This window comes from Saccharothrix sp. AJ9571, assembly GCF_021725495.1.
Classification (GTDB): domain Bacteria; phylum Actinomycetota; class Actinomycetes; order Mycobacteriales; family Pseudonocardiaceae; genus Amycolatopsis; species Amycolatopsis magusensis.
In genome coordinates this window covers 9,222,017-9,238,715 of the sequence record NZ_CP091382.1, presented here as the reverse complement: position 1 = coordinate 9,238,715, position 16,699 = coordinate 9,222,017, and the positions used below count along the sequence as shown (strand labels likewise).

The window sequence follows — 16,699 nt, the reverse complement described above, 5'->3', positions numbered from 1 at the left end:
TGTGGGCGGCGATGTCGGAGAAGCCGCTGAAGTCGAAGCCAGGACGTAGGTGGTCTTGCCATCGGGAGCCAGTTGAGCAGGTTCGCGTGGCCGGGGGGAGTAGACGCGGTTGGCTGGCTGTGCGAGCAGTTCGGCGTCGCCGCTGCTGCGAAGGCGAGCACAGGCGATCACGGCATCAGGCAGGCCAGATCAGGTCTGTGGTCACTGCCGCGGCCTGGCCGCGATCATCAACGCGCGCCGTTGGCAGCAGTGCCGGGAGAAACCACCCGGTTGGAAACCGTGCTCACCTCGCGAGCCGAGATCGACCAGGCCAAGGGAGTTCACCGAGACGGGTGGCGTGGCCGTGACCGCGCGATCGGACCGCACGACTACCCGGCGTGCGCGAGCTGAAACCGACAAGCTGCACCACGCCGTCGAAGGTGCTTGATACGCCGCCGCTGTGGTCACCCGCTACGGCCGGCCTGCCGTCGCCGCGATCGGGTCGACTTCGACACGGGGCTCAGCACGGTGACACCGCTTGTCTTCACTGCCGGGCAAGTACTTGGCCGTCCGGTGCGGGTTGGCTTTTCTTCTTGTCGAGCCACATCATCGCTGGTGTGGCGGTCACGCCGTGGATGAGGATCGAGCCGACCACGACCAGTCCCACGATGCGCCACAGGTCTTCCTGCCCACTGAACTGGCCCTTTTCCAGTGCGTAGGCCAAGTAGAAGATCGAGCCTACTCCGCGGACGCCGAAGAAGGAGACGACCAGGCGCTCACGGGAGCTGGGCCGGCCGCGCAACAACCCGATCAAGCCGGCGGCCGGTCGCACGACGAGCAGAATGGCTGCCGCCACCAGTACCTCCTGCCAAGTGGTGCCGGCCAGCAGACCGGTCGCCACGGCCGCGCCGAGCAGGAAAATGATCGTCACGGTGAGCAAACGTTCGATCTGCTCGATGAATTGATGCAACACCCGGTGGTAGCCGTGGGCACGTTCGCCGGCACGGATGGTGCACGCGCATACAAAAACGGCGATGAAGCCGTATCCTTCGGCGAGTTCGGTCACGCCGTAGGCCAGGAACGTCGCAGCCAAGGCGACGAACCCCTCGGCGTGCTTGGCTAATTGGAACTTCTCCGAAGGCACGGAGAAGAAGAGTTTGCGCAGTAGCCACCCGATGAGCAAGCCGAAGCCGACTCCCGCCCCGATGCGCCAGAGCACATCCACCGCCAGCCATTCCGCCAGCCACGCTTCCGGGGCCAGGCCCACGGAGCTGATAGCCACTGCGGCGTAGACGAAGGGGAAGGCCAGGCCGTCGTTCAATCCCGCTTCCGAGGTCAGGGCGAACCGTGGTTCATCGTCATCGTCGGCGTGTTCGGCTGGCTCGCCCACCTGGACCTCGCTCGCGAGAACCGGGTCGGTGGGGGCGAGGACGGCGGCGAGCAACAAGGCTCCGGCTACCCCGAATCCCAGTACCCCCCACCCGAGCAACCCGACCGCAGCGATGGACAGGGGCATCGTGATACCCAGCAGGCGCCATGTCGATGACCAGCGACGTAGCCCCACGCGACGGTTCAGCGCCAGGCCCGCGCCCATCAACGAGACGATTACGCATACTTCGGCCAGATGCCGGATCAAGCTCGTTTCCACGACCGGGTCGGCGTCGTGAGACGGGTCAGCGATGGTGAATGCCACCGCTCCGGCGGCGAGGAACACCATCGGCATGGAGATCGGAAGCTTCTTCACCACACGCGGCACCACCGCCGCCGCCAGTGCCGCCACACCGGCGGCCGCCATGATCACCGTATCCGTATCAGCCATGACCTGCCCTCATGCTCGACCCTGGCGACTCCCGACACCCGTCACCGCACCTGGGCTACCCATGCCGGGGTGCCATCAACCGTGCGGGGACCGGGCAACGACCCCTCCGTCATCAGCTTCCGGCCACCTCCTCACCTGGCGAAGTGGAGGGTCTTCGCTGCGCGTTTGCGGTGCGGTCGTTCCTGGTGAGCGCGACGCAAGCGGTGACACCGGCGGGGGAGGGGAGTAGGTGGCCGCAGGCGTGCCGGGAAGCCTGGCCAAGAGTCGTGCTGGCTGTCGACGAGCAACACCTGGTGCCCGGCTGTCCCACTGCCGGTTGATCCGCTGGCAAGCCATGGACAGAGCCAGAGAGGGCACAGAATGTTCGTTGTGCTGTCGTGCTTGTCCCGGCCGCACTCGTACCGTCAAGGGCCGCGCACCCGCCCACCGCTGAATCGCACGACACCATGAGCTTCACCTTCCCTTGGCTGACCAGGGATCCGAGGTCATCGAGGCGGTCTCTGGTGAAGAGGCGTGCTGGTCGGATCGTCACCGACCGACGAGACGAGGGCTTGCTCGCAGTGCGCTCCCGCGGTGTCCTCGATGGACAGCGGGCGCATCAGGCGGCGGCTGAAGCGCGGAGCACGGCTACCGGACACGGGGAGTGGTGCGCCACGCGGACGGAGGTACCGTGCGCCACGGCGAACTTGAAGGCTTCGGCTGCGCGGTCGCTGATGGCCGATCCGTCCAGCCCGACCACCACTGGCCGTACCGCCGTGTTGTGTGTGTCACCGCCCACTCCGCGGACCACGACGGCGGGCCACGGCGTGCGGCGCACAAGGTCGGTGGCGGGTCCACGCCGGACGGTGTTGTGCGGGTCCCGCCCTCGCCATCAACCCCTGTGGCGAGGGCGGGCGGCTCAGGCGGCGCAGTCCGGGCAGTAGTGCGGTCCGATCGCCCGGTCGTGGCCGCGCCAGCCGTCCTGGCAGGCACTTCCCCACAGCAGCAACCAAGCTTCGTGGTGGGGCACTCGTGGCTCGGCCAGTGGGCCACTCCTGCCGCATCCGTCGCAGATCAGTCGCAAGGCGACGCTGCCACCGGCGGGTACAGCGGTCATCGTGGAACCCTGGCCTCCAACGCGAGTGGCGCGCCCTTCGCGCCGTGATCATTCCGGTGTCAATCCTCGCGCGTTCGCGGCCGGTTCGACCTGACGGTTACCTGACGATTCGCGGCGTCTTGCTGCTCATCGCCGAACGGGCGCCGAGCCAGCCCGCCACCTGGCGCACCGCGGCCCGGCTGCCGGTGAAGCGCAGGGTCCGTGCCCGTAGTTCGTCCAGGCAACGGCTGTGCCCCAGCCACACGTTGGCCAGGGCGGTGAGTGTGCATTCGACCTCCGCCAGCACCGGCAGGCCGGGCGGTTGCCGGTGCGGCCGTGCCCGGCTCGCGCCGAGCACCACCCACCATTGCCGCGGTCCGGGTGCGTCGGAGAAGCGGATGTGGATGGCGGCCGGGTCGTGTGGGCCGCCGATGGCCCGGCACAGGTCGCTCAGCAGCACCTGCGGGTCCAGCTCACCGGCGCGGGGTGGCGGCAGCCAGCGGTTGCCCCAGCGGGCGAGTTCGGTCAGCACCGGCTTGAGGTCCCGCCCGGCGTCGGTGAGCCGGTAGTGGAATCGGCCGTGCCGGTCGGTGTTGGCTTCGACCAGGCCCGCGGCGTGCAGGCGGCGCATCCGGTGGCCGAGGCTCGATCTGGACACCATGGGCAGTGCGCCGGTGAGGTCGTCGAGACAGCGCTGCCCGTCGAACAGTTCGGTGACGATCAGCGTGGTCCACGCCTCTCCCAGCAGATCGATGGTTCTGGCCGCCGGGTCGTGGGTAGCGGAGCGCTTCACGATCTTCATCCTGTCGTGGATCCCGGCGGGGGAACCTGACGACTGCCTGACGATTCGGGGGCGGGAACGGAGTCGGGCACCTGGGTGACCGAGGGCGCGGGATCGGTCGCCCGGGTGACCGAGGGCAGTTTCTCCGGGTGGTCCTGGGTGCTCACGCCGCACCCGGCGCAAACCGCCACGGCGACCACGACCACGACCACGACCACGAGAGCCAGCTTCCTCATACCGCCTCCGGCAGTTCGATGACGAACCGGGCGCCCCCGCCGGGGCGTTCCTCCACCCGGACGGTGCCGCCGTGCCGGGCGACGTGGTCGGCCACGATCGCCAGTCCGAGGCCGCTGCCGGTGTCGGTGTCGGTGCCCCGGCCGCGGGCCTGGCCGCGGGTGAAGCGTTCGAAGATCCGGGACCGCAGTTCCTCCGGAACACCGGGCCCCTGGTCGTCGACCTCCAGCCGGACCTTGCCGTCCTGGCTGGTGACGGCGACGCGCACCACGCCGCCGGCGTAGCGGTCGGCGTTGTCCAGCAGGTTGCCCACCACCCGGTCGAGCCTTCGCCGATCGGCCAGCACCAGCACGGACGCGGTCTCGGTCAGCACGTCCGGCTGGTCGCGGTGGGCCAGCACGCTGCGGACCGCGGCACCGAGGTCGACCAGTTCCCAGGACTGCTCGTCGGACTCCTGCCGGGCACGGGAGATCTCCAGCAGGTCCACGACCATGCGCTGGAACCGGCGGATCTCCGAGGTCAGCAGGTCCAGCGCCCGGCGGGCGGGAACCGGGATGGCCTCGCGTCGCCGGTCGAGCACTTCGGCGGCGTTGGCCATGGTGGTCAGCGGTGACCGCAGCTCGTGGCTGACGTCCCCGGCGAAACGGGCGTCCTGCTGGACCCGGTGCTCCAGGGCTTCGGCGGTGGCGTTGAAGGTGGCCGCGAGCGGGGCGAGGTCGGGATCGGTCTGCGTGGGCAGGCGGGCCCCGTGCTCGCCCGCCGCGATGCGGGAGGCGGCATCGGTCAGCGTGGTCAGCGGGCGCAAGGCGCGACGGCTGGCCCACCAGCCCAGGCCACCGCCGAGCAGACCGCTGGCCACGGTCGCGGCGGTCAGCACGATGCTCAGGAACCGCATCGTGCGGTCCAGTTCCACCAACGGGAACAGCTCGATGTAGAAGCCGCCTTCCGAGACCACGGGCAGCACCACCGCGAGCGCCGGGATGCCGTCGGCGTGCAGGCGCTGGCGGGCGGGTTCACCGGCCCGGCCCAGGTCCAGCAGCTCGTCGGGCAGTGTTCGCGGCGGAATCTGCCTGCCGCTGCTCAGCCACCGACCCGGCCGGTAGACCAGGATCGACGAGTCCGGGCCGGTGGTCAGGCCGGTGAGCAGTTCGTCGAGGCCGCTGGACCGCTCGCGGATCGCGGCGTCGACCAGGCGCACGTTGAGCTGTGCCTGGCGCACGGCGGCCTGCTCGCGCTGGTCGAGCAGGTAGCTGGTGGCCAGGTTCCAGGTGGTCACCGCGAGCACACTGACGATCAGCAGCGAGCCCACCCCGAGAGCCGCGGTCACCCGCCACCGCAGTGACCAGCGCGGGGTCATCCGCCGTCCTGGTGCACCCGGTACCCGACGCCGCGCACGGTGAGCACCAGCGCGGGTTCGTCCGGATCGGTCTCGACCTTGCGGCGCAACCTGCGGATGTGCACGTCCAGCAGCCGGGTGTCGCCGAAGTAGTCGTAGCCCCAGACACGCTGGAGCAGCTGTTCCCTGGTCACCACGTCGCCGCCGGCCGCGGCGAGTTCGGCCAACAGCCGGAACTCCGTCCTGGTCAGGTGCAGTGGCTCCCCGGACCGCTCGACTTCCCCGGTGTTCGGGTGGATCCTCAGCGCACCCACCACCAGTTCGGGGCGGCCGGGGCCGCGGCGGCGCAACAGGGCCCGGATGCGGGCCGCCAGTTCGCCGGCGACCAGCGGCTTGGTCACGTAGTCGTCGGCACCGGCCTCCAGGCCGTCGATGACGTCGCGGGTGTCCGTGCGCGCGGTGACCATGATGATCGGCAGGTCGCCGCGCGAGCGCAGCGACCGGCACACGTCCATGCCGTCGATGCCGGGCAGCATCAGGTCGAGCAGCACCACGTCGACCGGCGTGGACTCGACCACGCTCAGCGCTTGTTCCCCAGAGCCCGCCTCGACCACCTCGAAACCGTGGTCGGCCAGGGAAAGCCCGAGGGCCTCCCGGATGCGTTCGTCGTCTTCGACCAGCAGCACCGAGGTCATGAGCCCGATCCGGCCGGGGTCGCTGAGTGCGCTCGGGTCATCCGCTTCACCTCCGAGCGGCAGATTGTCGCATGGCGCCACGGGCTACCGAGCACGCCGATCCAGCGCGAGCCCGGCGACCACGGCGATGGCCAGGCCGAGGGTGAGCGCGCCCAGCGGCAGCACGAATCCGGGGTGGGCACCGCGGCTCAGCGCCACGAAGAGCATCGCGGACAGCGCACCCACGCCGAGGGAACAACCGGCGATGACCAGCGCCCGGCCGGTCCGGCGTGCAGCGGTCATGATGTCCTCCCGGGTCAGGGCCTGCTCGGTCGCGGGTGCCCGCCCCCCGACGGCCGCGCACTCTCATCCCGATCGTGCCGGGTGGCCGGCGTTTCGCACCTGACGAACACCTGACGATCCGCCCTGCCCGAAGTGCTTCGCCGTGAAGTGCGGTGTCACTCGGCGGTGGGAGCGGCCAGCCCTACCCGGTGTCCGACGTCGTCTGTTCCGGCCACGTTCAGCACCACGTCCAGCAGGCCGGGGAATCGTGTCTGGAGGTCGTCCCGGCGCAGGGTGACGTAACACCGGGTGCCTTCCTGGCGGGTGCGGGTGATCCCGGCATCGCGCAACACCCGGAGGTGATGACTGAGGGTCGATTTCGCCACGGGCGCCCGCAGTTCGCCCCAGCCGTGCTCACGGTCATCGGAGAGGACCCGGACCAGCCCGACCCTGATGGGGTCGCTCAACGCCGCCATGACCGAGACGAGCGTCATTTCGCCGGTGTCCGGATGCCGCGCCTGCTTCATGCCGGTCATGTTAGCTTATTCGACGTTCTACGATCATCGAATAAAGGAGTGTCATGGCAGCCACGGGCGCAGAGGCCGAGTTCGCCGGCCGGGTTGTGATCGTCACCGGAGCGGGCTCGGGGATCGGGCGCGCCGCCGCGCTCGCTTTCGCCCGCGCCGGAGCGCGCGTGCTCGGCGTCGGCCGCCGTCAGGATGCGCTGGACACGACCGCGCACCAGCACCCCGGCATTGCCGTGTTCGCCGCCGACATCCGCGCCGACGACGCGCCGGACGCCGTCGTGCGAGCGGCCGCCGACCGGTGGGGCGGGGTGGACGTCCTGGTGAACAACGCCGGCGCCACCGCGGTGATGCCGCTGGCCGAGGCCACCGCGTCCCGCATCGGCGACTTGTTCCGCCTCAACGTCACCGCGCCCAGCCTGCTCGCCCGCGCCGCGCTGCCACACCTGCGCCGGACCCGCGGGGCGATCGTGAACGTGTCCAGCACCTACGGTCACCGGCCCCTGCCCCAGGCCGCCCACTACGCCGCCACGAAGAGCGCCCTGGAACACCTGACGCGAAGCTGGGCCCTGGAACTCGCCCCGGACAAGATCAGGGTCAACGCGCTGGCCCCGGGGCCCACCGAGAGTGAAGCGCTGACCGCCGCCGGCCTGTCGGCGGACACGGTGGACCAGATCAAACAGGACGAAGCCCGCCGCATCCCCTTGGGGCGGCGCGGCGAGCCCGAGGAGGTAGCCACCTGGCTCCTGCGCCTGGCCGACCCCGGGGCCGGCTGGCTCACCGGTCAAGTCCTCACCATCGATGGCGGACTCGAACTGCTCTGACGACCCTCAGTCAGAGGGCTTCGACGTGGTCGTGGAGTCGGCCTGGAGTCGGTGGGTGAGGGCGAGCAGACCGGGGAACCGCTGCTCGAACTCGGCCCGGCGCAGGCGCACGAAAGTGCCGTTGCCCGCGTCGCGCTGCACGATCAGACCGGCCTCGCGCAGCGCCCGCCAATGGTGCGTCTTGGTCGATTTCGCCACCGGCATGCTGAACGAGGAACACGCGCGCTCGCCCTCCGCCGGATCGGCGGCGAGTTCGGCGATCACCGCACGGCGCAACGGATCCGCCAGTGCGCGGAACACCTGCCCGAGATCGACCTCGGCCATCGGCGGTACGGGCATGTCCACGAAACCCTCCTCGACAAAGGTACGGTCGCTATCGTACCTTCGAGGTACGGCAACCATGGTACCTATGGAGGGCTCATCGTGCTGTGCGTGTTCGACGTCAACGAGACACTGCTCGACCTGGCCGCGCTCGACGACTTCTTCGCCGACCTCACCGGCGACCCTGCGGCCCGGCGTGACTGGTTCGACCTGATGATCCACAACGCCCTGGCGCTGACCGCCGCCCGCGACTACCGCCCGTTCGGGCAGATCGCCGCGGCCTGCCTGCCGCCGATCGCGGCCACTCGCGGCCGCACCGCCACCCCCGAGCACCAACGCGAACTCGGTGACCGCCTGCGCCGGCTCCCTGCCCACCCCGAGGTGCATGACGCGATCACCCGGCTGCGCGCGGCCGGGTTCGGCGTGGTCACCCTGACCAACTCCGTCAACGCCGTCGCCGAAGACCAACTGCGCAACGCCGGCCTCCGGCCACTGATCGACGCCGTCTACTCCGCCGACCAGGCCGGACGGCTCAAACCCGCACCCGAGCCCTACCAACTCGTTCTCGAGACCGAACAGGTCGCACCCGCCGACGCGATCCTGATCGCCGCCCACGACTGGGACATCACCGGCGCCGCAGCCGCCGGCCTCGCCACCGCCTACATCACCCGAGGACAACGCCTGCCGCTCCCTGCGATCAGCTCACCTACGCTCACCGCAACCGACATCGACGACGTCGCCACCCAGCTCCTCACCCGGCACGCCAACGGATGAGGCCACGCGTCGTCCAGCGGGGGACCAGTTCTCCGGTGTTCTACCGCTGCTGAACGATCGCGACGAGCTAGTCCGGGGGACTTGTGTTCGTCATGAACGCGCACCGGGCGGCTACCACCAGGACTGGCGCCTGCCTCTCACCGCGCTACCTCACGCGTGCGGCCCATTCACGGCGGCAAGCGCAAGCCCGCTGACGGGTCTTCGCCGAGCACACCTCGATTCGTAAGGTGTTCGTCAGGTACGCAGGCGATCGTCAGTCAGTCGTCAGTTGAGTCCGTGGCTTCCGCGGCGATGATAGGGGTGCAGCCGACCGAGGAGGAACATGTCGATCGACACCGCCCGGAGTGAGGACGTCGTCAGCAAGGTGGTTCGCGAACTGGCGGGGGAGTTCGCCACCGTGCCACCGTCCGGCATCGTCGGCACGGTCGTCGCGGCCAAGCGTGACCTCGACGGGCAGATCGTGCCGGAGGCGATGGAGGAGATGCTGCACCGCCTGGCCCGGTTCCGGCTGACTCGCTGGGACGTGGCCGGTCGGGCCAGGTGGTGAGCACGCGGAACCGCTCCCACCGTCCACGGTGGACGATGGGAGCGGCCGCGGGTTACTTGGCCCGGACGATTTCTCCGCTGTGGCGGCGTTCGCGGTAGTCGCGCATTTCGCGTTTGACGATCGGCGCGAGCAGGTAGAGCCCGGCGATGTTGAACAGTGCCAGCAGGAACAGCACGGCGTCGGCGAAGTCGAGCACGCTGCCGAGGGTGAGCACCGAGCCTGCGACGACGAAGAGGCAGAACACCACGTGGTAGAGGCGTTCGCTGAGCAGGCTCTTGCCGAACAGGTAGGTCCAGGCCTTCTGGCCGTAGTAGCCCCAGGTGATGATGGTCGACACGGCGAAGAGGACCACGGCGACGGTGAGCACGTAGGGGAACCACGGCAGCACGGTGGCGAAGGATTCCGAGGTGACCGTGACACCGTCGGGGGTCTCGCCGCCGGCGAACACGGTGGCCTTGGCGTCGGTCCAGAACTGGGTCTTGGCGATGATCACGGTCAGTGCGGTCATCGTGCATCCTGCGCGCCCGCAACCGGGTGTACCGGCGGATTCACGAGCTGGAGCACCTCGATGTAGACGCCGACGGCATCCCCGACGCCTACCGAACGCCGAGACCAGCCGGAAACCGCTTGTACACGGGCCTGAGTGGGGCCGCCCGTAGGCAAACCCGTCAGCCCCGGGCCAGACCAGCCGGAGTCGGCGCGGTGGGGGAACAGGACCGTGCGCGCTTGGCTAGCGCACGCCGTGCATGAGTTTGCGGATGAAGGGACTGGCCAGGGCGAGCAGTAGGCCGAAACCGATGGCCGTGCCGCCGATGGCGAGGAAGTACGGGGTTTCGTTCGTGGGGTCGTAGTACTTCGCGAGCGAGCCTGCCACCGCGGTGCCCAGTGCGATGGACAGGAAGTTCAGCGAGACCATCTGGGTGCGGAAAGCCCGGGGCGCCAGCTTGGTGGCCAGTGACAGGCCTACCGGCGACAGCAGCAGTTCGGCGATGGTGAACAGCAGCAGGATGCCCACCAGGGCGAGCAGGGGAGTGGTGTTGCCGGTGCCGCTCGCCCACGGGATGAAGGCGAGGAACGCCAGGCCCATGGTGATGGTGCCGAGCGCGAACTTGACGGGGCTCGACGGTTGGCGTGAGCCCAGTTTGGTCCACAGCGCGGCGAACGCGCCCGCGAGCAGGATGATGAAGATCGGGTTGATGGAGTTCACCCACGCGACCGGCATCTCCCAGCCGAGGAACGTGCGGTCCAGCCGCTGGTCGCTGTAGAGGATGACCACGGTGAACTGTTGCTGGAACAAGGCGAAGAACACGAAGCTGGCCAGGAACAGGGGGATGAAGCTGGTCACCCGCTTGCGTTCGATCCGGTCGGTCCGCCCGCTGGTGAGGATGACCACGAAGTAGGTGATCGCGGCGAGCCCGATGACGGCGACGGTGATGGTGGCCAGGTTAGCCGGTGTGATCACGCCGCTCAGGATGAGCACGAGGAGCACGCAGATGGCCGCCAGCGCTGCGGCGGCGACCACGGGGCGCCGGCGGCGGGGCAGGGGATTGGGGACATCGTTGGCGCTGGGGCTGAGGTTCTTGCGGCCGAAGGTGTACTGGAGCAGCCCGGCGGCCATTCCGATCGCCGCGAGCCCGAAACCGTAGTGGAAGCCCAGCCGCTGCTGGGCGAGTCCGGTGAGCAGCGGCCCCAGGAAGGCGCCCAGGTTGATGCCGAGGTAGAACAGGGAGAAACCGGCGTCCCGGCGCTCGTCGCCGCGGGCATAGAGCGCGCCGGCCAGCGCGGTGGCGTTGGCCTTGAGTCCGCCGCTGCCCAGGGCGACGCAGACGAGTCCGGCCCCGACGCCGGCGAACCCGGGCAGCAGGGCGAGGCAGAGGTGGCCGATCATGATGAGCACGGCGCTGGCGAACAGCACGTGCTCGGAGCCGGCCACCCGGTCGGCGAGCCAGGCGCCGACGATCGTGGACAGGTAGACCAGGCCACCGTAGGCGCCCACGATGCTGGCCGCGGTCGCCTCGGGGAGGCCGAGGCCGCCGTTCACGGCGGCGTAGTAGAGGTAGATGGTCAGGATGCCCTGCATTCCGTAGAACGAGAAGCGTTCCCACATCTCGAGCCCGAACAGGGTGCCGAGCGCTCGTGGGTGACCGAAGAACGCCGTGTCCTTCTTTTCCGCGTCAGCGGTGGTGTTCACCATTGCCTCCGAGACCACGTCGTTGGGCCGAGCTCTGCTTTTCCCTTGCCTTTTCCGGCGGTTCGCCGGTCACGCCACAGCGGACAAGGTGTCACGGGAGCCGGCATGGCCGGCGGTGACAACGCTGAAACTGCCGTCGGTTTCCAGGACCACGGCGTCGACCTCTTCGAAGTTGCCCAGGCCCTGCGCGCGTACCGCCTGGCACACCTCGTCCCTGGTGATCCGGTGCTCGCGCAGGGCGGTGGGCAGCAGTTGTCCCCGCCGGACCAGGAAGACCGGTGAGGCTTTGACCGCGTTCTTCACTCGTGCCGATCGCACGGCGAGCCAGGCGACGAGGAACTGCAGGCCCACCAGCACGACGAGGGCGGTGACGCTTTCGAGGAGAGCGACCTGCTGGGTCAGGAGGATGCTCGCCAGCGTGGAGCCCAGCGCGACGGTGACGACCAGGTCGAAGGCGTTCATCTTCGACAGCGTCCGCTTCCCCGACAGGCGGAGCACTGTCACCATTGCGAGGAACGCGAGGGTGCCGACGAGGGCGATCCGCCCGATGGCCTGCCAGTTGTCGAAGAACATCGTCGTCCTCTCCGGGAAAGGTCAGGAAGAGCGGGTGCGCGGGGCTCGGCCGAGGTCTTGTCGTCCTGGCGAGGCGGAGGTGGTGGTGCGGCTACCGGTGAGCTGGCGGGCGGTGTTGATCAATCCCACCATGCTGAACGCCTGTGGTGTGTTGCCGAGGTGCCTGCCGCGGGCGGGATCGTATTCCTCGCTGAGCAAGCCGACGTCGTTGCGCAGGTCCAGCAGGCGTTCGAACAACGTCCGTGCTTCCTGGTGCCTGCCGGTACCGTGCAGGGCATCGGCGAGCCAGAAGCTGCACGCGAGGAAAGCGCCTTCGCCGCCGGGGAGCCCGTCGACTCCGCCGTCGCTGTCGGTGCGATAGCGCAGCACGAAGTCCTGCTCGCACAGTTCGGTGCGCACCGCGTCGATGGTCCCCCGGATGCGGGGATCGTCCCAGGGCAGGAAACCGACTCGGGGAAGCAGCAGCAGGGCCGCGTCCAGCCCCTCGGACCCGTAGAACTGGGTGAAGGTGTTGCGGTGGGCGTCGTAGCCTTCCCGGCAAACCTCGGCGTGGATCTCCGCACGCAGGGCGCGCCAGCGATCGACGGGGCCGGGCAGGCCGTGCCGCTCGACGCTGTCCACTGCCCGGTCCACCCCGGCCCAGGCCATCACCTTGGAATGCACGAACTGCCGTCGTGGACCACGCATCTCCCACAGGCTGTTGTCGGGCTCCTGCCAGTTGCCCTCGAGAAAGTCCAGCAGCGCGCGCTGCAGGTCCCAGGCCACGTCCTGCGCGGGCAGTCCGGCTTCCCTGGCCAGGTGCAGCCCGTCGAGCACCTCGCCCCAGACGTCGAGCTGGAACTGGTCGGCCGCGGCGTTGCCGACGCGCACGGGCGCGGCCCCTTCGTAGCCGGAGAGCCAGTCCAGGGTCTGCTCGGGCAGGCGGCGTGTCCCGTCGAGCCCGTACATGATCTGCAGCTTCGCCGGATCGCCCGCGACGGCGCGGACCAGCCATTCGCGCCAGTCGTGGGCTTCTTCGGTGAAGCCGGTGCCGAGCAGCGCTTGCAGGGTGAAGGTCGCGTCGCGCAGCCAGCAGTAGCGGTAGTCCCAGTTGCGCGGGCCCCCGAGTTGCTCGGGAAGGGAGGTGGTGGCGGCGGCGACGATGCCTCCGGTCGGCGCGTAGGTCAGTGCCTTGAGGGTGACCAGGGCACGGCGCACTCCGGATTCCCAAGGCCCTCGGTACTGGCATCGGGAGATCCAGCCCGACCAGAACGCCTCGGTGTCGGTGAGGGCCTGATCGGCGTCGACGGGATCCGGCCGGGGCAGGTGGGACAGCCGGTGGGTGAGCACGAACGCGAGCCGGTCACCGGCCTCCACCTCGAACTCGGCACCGGCCTCGGTGCCTGTGTCCGAGATCGGTACCGGGCTGTGCAGCCACACCGCGTCCGGGCCGGCGATGGCGGCCAGTTCTTTGCCGTGGTAGCGCACCCAGGGAGCGACGTGGCCGTAGTCGAAGCGCAGCCGCAACCGCATGCGCATCGGAACGCGGCCGGAAACGCCCTCCACGACCCGCACCACGTCAGCGGCTTCCCCGCGCGGCGGCATGAAGTCCACGACGCGCACGGTGCCCTCGGCGGTGTCCCATTCGCTTTCCATGATGAGGGTGTCCCCGCGGTACCGGCGGCGGGAGACAGTGCCGCCGGAGGACGGCGCGACGAGCCACCTGCCCGCGCGTTCGTCGTCCAGCAGGGCGGCGAAGCAGGCGGGTGAGTCGAACCTGGGCAGGCAGAGCCAATCGATGCTGCCGTCATCGCCGAGCAGCGCCGCGGTCTGCAGATCGCCCAGTAGCGCGTAGTCTTCGATCCGTCCTGGCATGGCTCGCCTTTCTCCCTCGCGACGTGGACTCCCGGCGGTCCTTCGCTGCTTGCTGTCGGGGGTACCCAGATCCCGCGGAGTGAGCGGCCATGCCCGCCTACTTCGCTGCCGACGAGCATCAAGCTCCTTCTGCACAAGCCGCCCCTTCGTCAAGGTCACTTCCCCGGCTCGAGTCCGCGGCGGGGATCAGGCCGCCGGATGGATTTCGTCGACGGCGAGGGGAATGCCCTCCATGCACGTGGTGGGCGTGCCAGGCTCGGCGAGTCCGGTCACCGTCACGCGCTGCCGCGGGCCGAGCCGGGTCTGGTCGCCGCCCACCAGGAGGTAGCGCGTCGTACCGGTGTCGAGGAGAAGGCATCCGGGTTCCACGCCGGTCACGACCGTGCCCGTCACCCGCATCTCCTCGATCTCGCCGGGTGGCGGCGGATCCGTGGAGGGCGTGCCGCCGGCGCATGCTGAGGCGGTGGTGACCAGGGCGACGGCGAGCCCGAGGGCGGCCTGCTGCCGGATTCGACGTGCTGAGGTGGTCACCGTGCGAACTCCTTTCAGCTCCGGGAGTGCCGGGATCCGGTGGTGACGGCCAGCACTTTGTCCTTGCGTTCGGCCGCTTCGCCGGCTTCCAAGAGCGTCACCAAGCCGCTCACTCCGAAGAACGGCACACCGGAGAGGTCGGCGACGACGTGGCTTCCGCGTGCGAATTCCTCGGTCAACTGGGCGGTCAGGGTGGGCGCGGTGACCATGTCGATCGCGCCCCCGGGCTGCCACCGTTCGTGGGACTCCTCCCGGAATGCCGTATCGGCCGGAGCGAGAAAGCTCAATGCGAGAATTTTCCTGCATCTGCGGCCTCCGAATCCGCTTGAACCGGTTTTCGATCGATCAGGACCGCCCATGGCAGGCGTTGCCGGAGCCGAACCAGAGTGGGGACTCGCTGATCACGACGGCTCCTTTCCCATTTGGTTCAGAACTACCCTTGGGGTCGCCTGGCCCAAACCGCGAGCCGGTCAACGTCAGGTGATGGCAAGGTGGCCGGACTGAAGCGGAAGATTTTCGGCGGTGCCGGCAGAGCAGTGGCGTCAACGATCACGAAATCGGCAGACAATCGCAAGGTTCGGTAGGTGGGGGACGCGTATTACTTTCGAGATATCGGAGTCGGATCACGTCTCGGTCACGGGAAGCCCGAGCGCGTGTGCGCCGACGAGATGGCGGGAATGCGAAGCGGAGCCCGCGGCATTCCGCGCGGGGAATCGGCGATCGAAGGAGAAGGAAGTGACCACCTCGGGCGCCACCGCAGCAGGCTCGATCCTGGCTGGGTTCGATGGATCGGATGGTTCCCGCCGCGCGGTCCACTGGGCGGCCGCCGAGGCTACGCGACGACGCTGCCCGCTGCTGGTCGTGCAGTGCTTCGCCTGGGCGCCACCGATCATGCAGGGCTGGACCAGCGCCGGTGATACGGAGGGTGCCCGGATCCGGCAGCACGCGGAGTACCAGCTCGGTGAGCTGGCCGAGCAGTGCCGAAAGGCCCGGCCCGAACTGGTCGTCGAGACCGCGCTGCCGGAAGGCAGGGCGGGGGTGGTCCTGCCCGAGGTCGCCGAGGACGTGGGCGCGGCGCTGATCGTGGTGGGATCTTCGGGCCTCGGAGCCTTCCCGCGCGTGCTGCTGGGCTCCACGGCGGCCGACGTGGTCCGTGCGGCCGATCGGCCGGTGATCGTGGTCCGTGGCGACGACCCGGAGCCTGCGACCGCGGCGGAGGCGGCACCGGTGGTGGTCGGCGTGGACGGCTCCCCGACCAGTGACCGCGCGATCGAGTTCGCGTTCGAGTTCGCGGCCGGGCACGGCTCGCCACTGCTGGCCGTGCACGCCTGGTCGGACTGGCCGGTGGGACTGCTCGCGGCCGCGCCGATGCCGCCGGCCGGCTGGGACCGGCAGGATGCCGCGGCCGAAGCGGCGGTGCGGGCACACCTGGACGAGTACGCTGAGCGTTTCCCGGATGTGCGGGCCGAAGTACGGTTTGTCGCCGACCAGCCCGCCCGAGTCCTCACGGAGATGGGCGAGTACGCACGGTTGCTCGTGGTCGGGAGCCACGGCCGCGGTGCGGTGGGGCGGGCGTTCCTCGGGTCGGTCAGCCACGCGGTGCTCTACCACGCCCCTTGCCCGGTGGCCGTGCTGCGTGACACCGGCGAAGACAGCCGATGACCGTCAGACGTACCGTTCTCTCGACCACCAGCCGGGCGGCGATCGCCGGAGCGGTGGCCGGAGCCCTGTCGGGCTGGAGTTACGGAGCCTTCAGCCCCGTGACCCCGCTGGCCGCCGACGTGCTGCTGGCGGTGTACGGCACCATCCACGGTGCGATCGCCGGTGGGGTGATCGCTGTGCTGGCCGGGTATACCGGCCTGGCGGGCCTGGGGGACTTCGATCCGCGGCAGAATCTCCAGGACGGGAGTCCAGCTCAGGCGCACGTGCTCCCGCGTGCCCGACCCAGGGAAGGACGGCCGGTGATGTGGCTTCACCACTGGTGGCGCTCAGCGCGGCTACCCGCGAATGTGCCGGAGGGGCGTTTGCTCCCACCGGGGGAGGCGATCAAGTCCGCCGCTGGGCGGGGAGACGAGGGCGGTGCGCTCAACGACTGGGAACGACGGCAACTCGACTTGATCGAGCAGCGGTTGGCCGAGGAGGATCCCGAGTTCGCGCACACTCTGCGGACGACGACCGGCTCTGTCGCAACCGTGTGGACGGCACTGGCGATCGTGCTCGGTGTCGTAGCCCTGCTGGGCGCACTCGCGGGGGACGTGAGCCTGCTGCTGGTCGCAGCCGGGTGCGCTGTCGCGGCCTGCTTGCTTCGCCGTCACCACCATCGTGGCGGCACGGGTGCGCACCGCCGGGGAGACAGCGACGGCCGGTGAAGCCCGCGCCG

Annotated in this window: 18 protein-coding genes and 1 pseudogene; 5 read left to right on the top strand and 14 right to left on the bottom strand. The window is 69.5% G+C overall.

Features of this window, described 5'->3' with window-relative positions:
* Nucleotides 1-523: 523 nt before the first annotated feature.
* From L3Q67_RS41820 to L3Q67_RS41790, 7 genes are all read right to left on the bottom strand, one after another.
* On the bottom strand, nt 524-1,798 hold the full coding sequence (locus L3Q67_RS41820) for a cation:proton antiporter (RefSeq protein ID WP_499186915.1): 1,275 nt from the start codon (nt 1,796-1,798) through the stop codon (nt 524-526).
* Nucleotides 1,799-2,991: 1,193 nt separating this feature from the next.
* On the bottom strand, nt 2,992-3,666 hold the full coding sequence (locus L3Q67_RS41815) for a winged helix-turn-helix transcriptional regulator (protein ID WP_499186914.1): 675 nt from the start codon (nt 3,664-3,666) through the stop codon (nt 2,992-2,994).
* Between the two features lie 5 nt (nt 3,667-3,671).
* Nucleotides 3,672-3,890 (bottom strand): hypothetical protein, encoded by a 219-nt coding sequence (locus L3Q67_RS41810; protein ID WP_499186913.1) that lies wholly within the window; start codon nt 3,888-3,890, stop codon nt 3,672-3,674.
* A complete protein-coding gene (locus tag L3Q67_RS41805; RefSeq protein WP_499186912.1) occupies nt 3,887-5,245 on the bottom strand; it encodes a sensor histidine kinase in 1,359 nt (452 codons plus the stop codon). The genes L3Q67_RS41810 and L3Q67_RS41805 overlap by 4 nt, the downstream gene beginning before the upstream one ends.
* Complete coding sequence (locus L3Q67_RS41800; RefSeq protein WP_499186911.1) at nt 5,242-5,919, bottom strand: MtrA family response regulator transcription factor; 678 nt, start codon at nt 5,917-5,919, stop codon at nt 5,242-5,244. The genes L3Q67_RS41805 and L3Q67_RS41800 overlap by 4 nt, the downstream gene beginning before the upstream one ends.
* Nucleotides 5,920-6,003: 84 nt before the next feature.
* Nucleotides 6,004-6,201, bottom strand: coding sequence for a hypothetical protein (locus L3Q67_RS41795; RefSeq protein ID WP_499186910.1), 198 nt, complete (start codon nt 6,199-6,201; stop codon nt 6,004-6,006).
* 155 nt (nt 6,202-6,356) lie between these two features.
* On the bottom strand, nt 6,357-6,707 hold the full coding sequence (locus L3Q67_RS41790; RefSeq protein ID WP_499186909.1) for an ArsR/SmtB family transcription factor: 351 nt from the start codon (nt 6,705-6,707) through the stop codon (nt 6,357-6,359).
* A gap of 53 nt (nt 6,708-6,760) precedes the next feature.
* Between L3Q67_RS41790 and L3Q67_RS41785 the strand changes: the two genes are divergently transcribed.
* A complete protein-coding gene (locus tag L3Q67_RS41785) occupies nt 6,761-7,528 on the top strand; it encodes an SDR family NAD(P)-dependent oxidoreductase (protein ID WP_499186908.1) in 768 nt (255 codons plus the stop codon).
* Nucleotides 7,529-7,534: 6 nt separating this feature from the next.
* Here L3Q67_RS41785 and L3Q67_RS41780 read toward each other — a convergent pair whose 3' ends face one another.
* Nucleotides 7,535-7,867 (bottom strand): ArsR/SmtB family transcription factor, encoded by a 333-nt coding sequence (locus tag L3Q67_RS41780; protein WP_499191777.1) that lies wholly within the window; start codon nt 7,865-7,867, stop codon nt 7,535-7,537.
* An 84-nt stretch (nt 7,868-7,951) separates the two neighbouring features.
* On the opposite strand from L3Q67_RS41780, the gene L3Q67_RS41775 reads away from it, so the two are divergent.
* Both L3Q67_RS41775 and L3Q67_RS41770 read left to right on the top strand, forming a co-directional pair.
* Nucleotides 7,952-8,623 (top strand): HAD family hydrolase, encoded by a 672-nt coding sequence (locus tag L3Q67_RS41775; protein WP_499186907.1) that lies wholly within the window; start codon nt 7,952-7,954, stop codon nt 8,621-8,623.
* A 322-nt stretch (nt 8,624-8,945) separates the two neighbouring features.
* Nucleotides 8,946-9,170: a hypothetical protein gene (locus L3Q67_RS41770; RefSeq protein WP_499186906.1), complete on the top strand. Its 225-nt coding sequence runs from the start codon at nt 8,946-8,948 to the stop codon at nt 9,168-9,170.
* A gap of 52 nt (nt 9,171-9,222) precedes the next feature.
* Here L3Q67_RS41770 and L3Q67_RS41765 read toward each other — a convergent pair.
* The 6 genes and pseudogenes from L3Q67_RS41765 to L3Q67_RS41740 form a co-directional block, all read right to left on the bottom strand.
* Nucleotides 9,223-9,684, bottom strand: a pseudogene (locus L3Q67_RS41765) (alanine:cation symporter family protein); the annotation flags it as partial.
* Nucleotides 9,685-9,900: 216 nt separating this feature from the next.
* The gene (locus tag L3Q67_RS41760; RefSeq protein ID WP_499186905.1) at nt 9,901-11,364 is read right to left on the bottom strand and encodes a peptide MFS transporter; all 1,464 of its coding nucleotides are present in this window, start codon (nt 11,362-11,364) and stop codon (nt 9,901-9,903) included.
* A gap of 66 nt (nt 11,365-11,430) precedes the next feature.
* The gene (locus L3Q67_RS41755) at nt 11,431-11,934 is read right to left on the bottom strand and encodes a DUF421 domain-containing protein (protein WP_499186904.1); all 504 of its coding nucleotides are present in this window, start codon (nt 11,932-11,934) and stop codon (nt 11,431-11,433) included.
* Nucleotides 11,935-11,955: 21 nt separating this feature from the next.
* Nucleotides 11,956-13,788 (bottom strand): glycoside hydrolase family 15 protein, encoded by a 1,833-nt coding sequence (locus L3Q67_RS41750; RefSeq protein WP_499186903.1) that lies wholly within the window; start codon nt 13,786-13,788, stop codon nt 11,956-11,958.
* A gap of 186 nt (nt 13,789-13,974) precedes the next feature.
* Complete coding sequence (locus L3Q67_RS41745; protein ID WP_499186902.1) at nt 13,975-14,319, bottom strand: hypothetical protein; 345 nt, start codon at nt 14,317-14,319, stop codon at nt 13,975-13,977.
* A 14-nt stretch (nt 14,320-14,333) separates the two neighbouring features.
* Nucleotides 14,334-14,528, bottom strand: a complete 195-nt coding sequence (locus L3Q67_RS41740; protein WP_499186901.1) for an STAS domain-containing protein — start codon at nt 14,526-14,528, stop codon at nt 14,334-14,336.
* Between the two features lie 526 nt (nt 14,529-15,054).
* Here L3Q67_RS41740 and L3Q67_RS41735 point away from each other — a divergent pair.
* Nucleotides 15,055-15,981 (top strand): universal stress protein, encoded by a 927-nt coding sequence (locus L3Q67_RS41735; RefSeq protein ID WP_499186900.1) that lies wholly within the window; start codon nt 15,055-15,057, stop codon nt 15,979-15,981.
* On the top strand, nt 15,978-16,688 hold the full coding sequence (locus L3Q67_RS41730; RefSeq protein ID WP_499186899.1) for a DUF3040 domain-containing protein: 711 nt from the start codon (nt 15,978-15,980) through the stop codon (nt 16,686-16,688). The genes L3Q67_RS41735 and L3Q67_RS41730 overlap by 4 nt, the downstream gene beginning before the upstream one ends.
* Nucleotides 16,689-16,699: the final 11 nt, after the last annotated feature.